At 39.3% G+C, this 5,031-nt stretch carries 5 protein-coding genes; all 5 read left to right on the top strand.

The annotated features are described in order from the left end of the window. On the top strand, positions 1-670 hold a 670-nt coding region (locus HZC45_08985), incomplete at its 5' end, for a DUF4340 domain-containing protein (GenBank protein ID MBI5683274.1). Continuing rightward, the gene (locus tag HZC45_08980; protein ID MBI5683273.1) at positions 651-1,847 is read left to right on the top strand and encodes an ABC transporter substrate-binding protein; all 1,197 of its coding nucleotides are present in this window, start codon (positions 651-653) and stop codon (positions 1,845-1,847) included. The genes HZC45_08985 and HZC45_08980, both read left to right, overlap by 20 nt. Beyond that, a complete protein-coding gene (gene lysS / locus HZC45_08975) occupies positions 1,844-3,364 on the top strand; it encodes a lysine--tRNA ligase (GenBank protein MBI5683272.1) in 1,521 nt (506 codons plus the stop codon). The genes HZC45_08980 and lysS overlap by 4 nt, the downstream gene beginning before the upstream one ends. Before the next feature lie 154 nt (positions 3,365-3,518). Next, on the top strand, positions 3,519-4,769 hold the full coding sequence (locus tag HZC45_08970) for a lipoprotein-releasing ABC transporter permease subunit (protein ID MBI5683271.1): 1,251 nt from the start codon (positions 3,519-3,521) through the stop codon (positions 4,767-4,769). A gap of 48 nt (positions 4,770-4,817) precedes the next feature. Further along, positions 4,818-5,031 (top strand): ATP-binding cassette domain-containing protein (locus tag HZC45_08965; protein ID MBI5683270.1); only part of this gene is annotated, 214 nt, incomplete at its 3' end.

Here is a 5,031-nt window from a genome sequence, read left to right as displayed (position 1 = left end):
TTTTGAGAACCAACCTCCTGAAAAATTAAAGGAGATGGGCATTGCAGACTCTCCAACAAGCCTTGAAGTTCGTTTCAGAACCCCATCACTTATAAAAACCATTGTATTTGGAGACAGAAATCCGGGCATGAATCTGGGTTTTGTAATCATCAAAGACGACCCCCGCATATTCAGACTAACCGCAGACATAAAGGCAGAGGCAGACAAGACTGTCTATGATTTAAGGGACAAGACAGTAATAGACTTTGCACCCCTTAAGATTAAAGGCTTTAATATAAAATGGGTTGGCAGCAGCGAGATTGCAGTTGCTCATCCTGCAGAGGGGAAATGGCATATTGTTAAGCCGAAAAAGGCAGTAGCAAATGCACTCAAGATTACAGAACTCCTCTATAAGATTAAAGGGGCAAAAATCAAGGCATTTGCAGATGAGGATCCGAAAGATTTGTCTGTCTATGGACTGTCAGAGCCAAGATTCAGGATAAATATATCTGATGAAACAGGAAAAAATCTGGAACTTCTTGTAGGTGAAAGGGATAAAAAACAGAGGGGTCTCTTTGCAAAAAGAGGCAATGCAAAAAATGTATTTGTGCTGGAAGAGGACTTTATTCTGAACATGCCAAAGTCTCCTGAAGATATAGAGGAAGCAAAAGATGATAAGAAAACGAAATAAGGCGAGAAAGGCAGGAAAAGATGTAATGCGGGAAAGGTTTTCCCGCCTTTTTCTTATTATTTTCTTTTTTGCATCATCTCTTGCCTTTCTGCCTTCAGCCTTTAGCCTAACCTCATCTATAAAGATTGGTGTTATTGGTCCTGAGACAGGCGAAGAGGCAGAGACAGGACTTGCAACACTTGCAGGTGTTTTATTTGCTTTAGAGAACTTGAATAATGCAGGCGGCATTGATGGCAAAAAGGTAGAGGTAATTCACTTAGACAATAAAGGGAATCCGCAGACAACCCAAGCCGCTGTTCACAAGATGATAAAGGAAGGGGTTGTGGCAATCATATCATCGCCTACAGGGTGGTCAACATTTGCCCCTACATGGATGGCAAATGATGCAAGGGTTATATTCATGTCAGCAGGAAGTAAAAGGCATATTGCCAGGGGTGGACCATTTATATTCCGCAATGCCCTATCTGATGAGATTGCCACAGAAGATGTAATAAGATATGTAATCAAGGAATTTGATTATAAGAACTGTTCAATGATTACATCTATGAGAGATGATGAGACATCCCTGACAATAGGTGGATTATACAGGAGGGCTGTAATAAAAAACGGCGGCAGGATTGTAAGCGAAACCCATCTGTTTATGGATGCTACCATAGAAGAGGCAATAGCCAAATTAAAAAAGGATGCAAAAGGCACTATTGATGCAATAATATTTGCAGGTGATGATGCGGTTGCTGTGGATATCCTTAAAGAATTAAAAAAACAGGGTGTCAAGGCGCCTATTATAGGCGGGGATATACTTTATACAGAAAACTTTCTTAAAGATGCCAAAGAACTTGCTGTTGGCACAATAATCTATTCAGGCTTTTTCCATGAGGCTAAACTGCCTGATGTGCAAAAATTTGTCTCAGAATATAAAAACAAGACAGGGAAAAAACCGACTTATTATGCCGCATCTGCCTATGATTCATTTATGCTGATTGCAGAGGCAATTAAGACAGCAAAATCTCTTGACACATTGAAAATAAGAGATGCGCTTTTGCAGATAAAAGATTTTAATGCCCTTACAGGAAAGACAACAATGGGTCGTGACAGGGAAACAATAAAAAAACCCTTTATCCTTCAGGTTGTAAAAGGAGAAAAGGGGATAGCATTCAAAGAGGTTGGCATTAAATGAAAACAACGGAAGAAAAACCTGTCCTGAAAAGTTTTAATTCAGGAAGCGACGAGATATTAAACAGGCTGGAAAAACTTAAAAATCTGCAGGCAAACGGCATAAACCCTTATCCTAATGATTTTATTGTTAAGGATACAACTGCTGATATTATAAAAAGGTTCGGCAGCCTTACCAGAGAAGAACTTACTTCAAAAAACGATACAGTGATAACCGCTGGAAGGATTATGGTGATACGGGACTTTGGCAAGGCTTCATTCTTTCACATACAGGATAGAAAGGGCAGGGTTCAGGTATATATTAAAAAGGACATCATCGGTGAAAAGGCATACGACCTGTATAAACATTACATTGACACAGGCGATGTTGTCGGGATTTCAGGGACAGTCTTCCGCACAAAGACAGATGAACTGACTATTGAGGCAAAGGGCATTAAACTTCTTTCAAAGTCGCTCCGACCTTTGCCTGAAAAATGGCATGGACTAACTGATATTGAAATCAGATACCGTCAGAGATATGTTGACCTAATTGCAAACCATGAGGTCCGGGATGTATTTATAAAGAGGACAAGGATTATACAACTCATAAGAGAATTCTTAAACAACAGGGATTTTCTGGAAGTAGAAACACCGATGATGCAGATAATACCCGGTGGTGCTGCTGCAAAGCCGTTCAAAACCCATCATAATACATTGGATATGGACTTGTATTTGAGGATTGCCCCTGAACTGTATCTTAAAAGGCTTGTTGTCGGCGGTTTTGAAAGGGTGTATGAGATAAATAGGAATTTCAGAAATGAAGGCATTTCTACACAACATAACCCTGAGTTTACAATGCTTGAGTTTTACCTTGCATATGCTACATTTGAAGGCATGATGAGTTTAACAGAAGAGATGATTACATCCATTGCACAGGAGGTCTGCGGAGGGCTTAAGATTGAATATCAAGGTTATACTATTGATTTAACACCGCCTTGGCAGAGGATAAGCGTTAAGGATGCCGTATTGAAATACAGCGATGCAGGTGATGATATATTTAGCGATAAAAATGCTGCATATATCTACGCAAAAAAACTTAACCTTGATGTTGCAGCAGGTTTTAGCCATGGCAAGATTATTGCGGAGATATTTGAGCATGTTGCCGAACCCGAATTTATACAGCCTACATTTGTAACCCATTACCCCCTGGATGTATCCCCCCTTTCCAGAAAAAATGAGAAAGACCCTCAAGTTGTTGACAGGTTTGAACTCCTTGTGGCAGGAAGAGAAATCGCCAATGCATTTTCAGAACTAAATGACCCGATTGACCAGAAGGAAAGATTTACAGAGCAGTCAAAGGAAAAGTCTCTTGGTGATGAAGAGGCACACGAGATGGATGAAGATTTTATCCGTGCCCTTGAATATGGTATGCCGCCTACAGCAGGCTGCGGCATAGGCATAGACAGGATTGTGATGCTCCTGACAAATTCAGCGTCCATAAGGGATGTAATACTATTCCCGCAGTTGAAGGCAGAGAAATAGAATTTTAAATGCAAAATTCAAAAATCAAAATGCAAAATGACAAATCAAGTTAAATCAAAAGTAAAAATGCAAATATCAAAATGACAAATTAAAATTCAAAAATAACTTCCTTATTTTTAATTTTTGATATTTAATTTTTGATTTTTATTATTATATGTCATACGAACTCTTCATAGGACTTAGGTATTTAAAGGCAAAGCGGAAAGAGACATTTATATCCATTATAACCCTCATATCAATATCAGGGGTTACTGTTGGAGTAATGGCTCTGATAATTGTCCTTTCTGTTATGACAGGTTTTGAAGAGGACTTAAGGGAGAAGATACTGGGAGTGAACGCACATCTGGTTGTCCTTGAACTGGGGCAGGGGATGAGAAATTATAAAGATGTCTCCCAAAAGGTAAAAGATATTAAAGGTGTTGCAGGGACAACACCGTTTACCTATCATCAGGCAATGGTTTCATCCAGCAGTGGTGTAATGGGTGTTGTGGTCCGCGGACTTGATATGGATACTGTTGGGGGAGTTACTGTTCTACCCAAGAAAATAAGAGAAGGAAGCCTTGATGGTTTACGCTTGCCAATCCGTGAGACCTATGATACACCAAATGCTGCAATACCCGGTATAGTCATTGGCAAAGAACTTGCCAAAAACTTAAATATAGCAACTGGTGATGAAATAAACCTTGTATCCCCTGCTGGCACAATGACAGCAATTGGGGCAATTCCCAGATTGGCAAGGTTTAAGGTAACCGGGATATTTGAGTTCGGCATGTATGAATTTGATTCAACTATTGTATTTATATCTATTGAAAACAGCCAAAGATTTTTTAAACTTAATGATGCAGTAACAGGGATTGAGGTTAAGATAGATAATATATATCAGGCAGAGAAGATTGCCCGTAAGATACAAAATCTGCTTGGTTCGCCATTCTGGGTAAGGACATGGATGGAGATGAATAAGAATCTGTTTTCAGCGCTGAAATTAGAAAAGATTGCAATGTTTGTCATCCTTGTACTTATAATAATGGTTGCTGCATTCAATATCATATCCACACTTATAATGGTTGTTATGGAAAAATCAAAAGATATTGCCGTATTAAAATCAATGGGTGCAACAGGTGCAGGTATAATGCGGATATTTATGATAGAAGGTCTTGTAATAGGTGTTGCCGGTACAATTCTGGGTATTATCGGGGGTGTTTCAAGCTGCTTACTCCTGAAAAAATATCAGTTCATACAACTGCCAAGCGATGTGTATTATATATCAACACTCCCTGTAAAGACAGACCCTGTTTTGATAGGCATAATCGCTGTTTCCGCTGTCTGCATAACATTTCTGGCAACACTTTATCCGTCATGGCAGGCAGCACGGCTTGACCCTGTTGAGGCAATTAGATATGAATAAAGAAAATCAAATATCAAAAATCAAATATCAAAATTAAGGTGTTTCATTTTGGAATTTATCAGGGTAGACGGCATTTATAAGAGATATAACAATAAAAAGAGAGAGGTGGATGTTCTTAAAGGCATTAACCTTGCAATTGCAAAAAAAGAAACAGTCGCTGTTGTAGGTGCTTCAGGGGTTGGGAAAAGCACTTTTCTGCATATACTTGGCGCCCTTGACAGACCAACGGAGGGTGATGTTTTTTACAGCGGTGAGCCTGTAT

The organism is Deltaproteobacteria bacterium, assembly GCA_016223005.1.
GTDB lineage: Bacteria > Desulfobacterota > GWC2-55-46 > UBA9637 > GWC2-42-11 > JACRPW01.
This window is presented reverse-complemented; position numbering and strand designations above follow the sequence as displayed.

What these genes read in the sequence shown, in the direction of transcription:
- lysS (MBI5683272.1), top strand. Translation starts at nt 1,844, where the DNA reads ATGAAAACAACGGAAGAAAAACCTGTCCTGAAAAGTTTTAATTCAGGA.
- HZC45_08980 (MBI5683273.1), top strand. Translation starts at nt 651, where the DNA reads ATGATAAGAAAACGAAATAAGGCGAGAAAGGCAGGAAAAGATGTAATG.
- HZC45_08970 (MBI5683271.1), top strand. Translation starts at nt 3,519, where the DNA reads ATGTCATACGAACTCTTCATAGGACTTAGGTATTTAAAGGCAAAGCGG.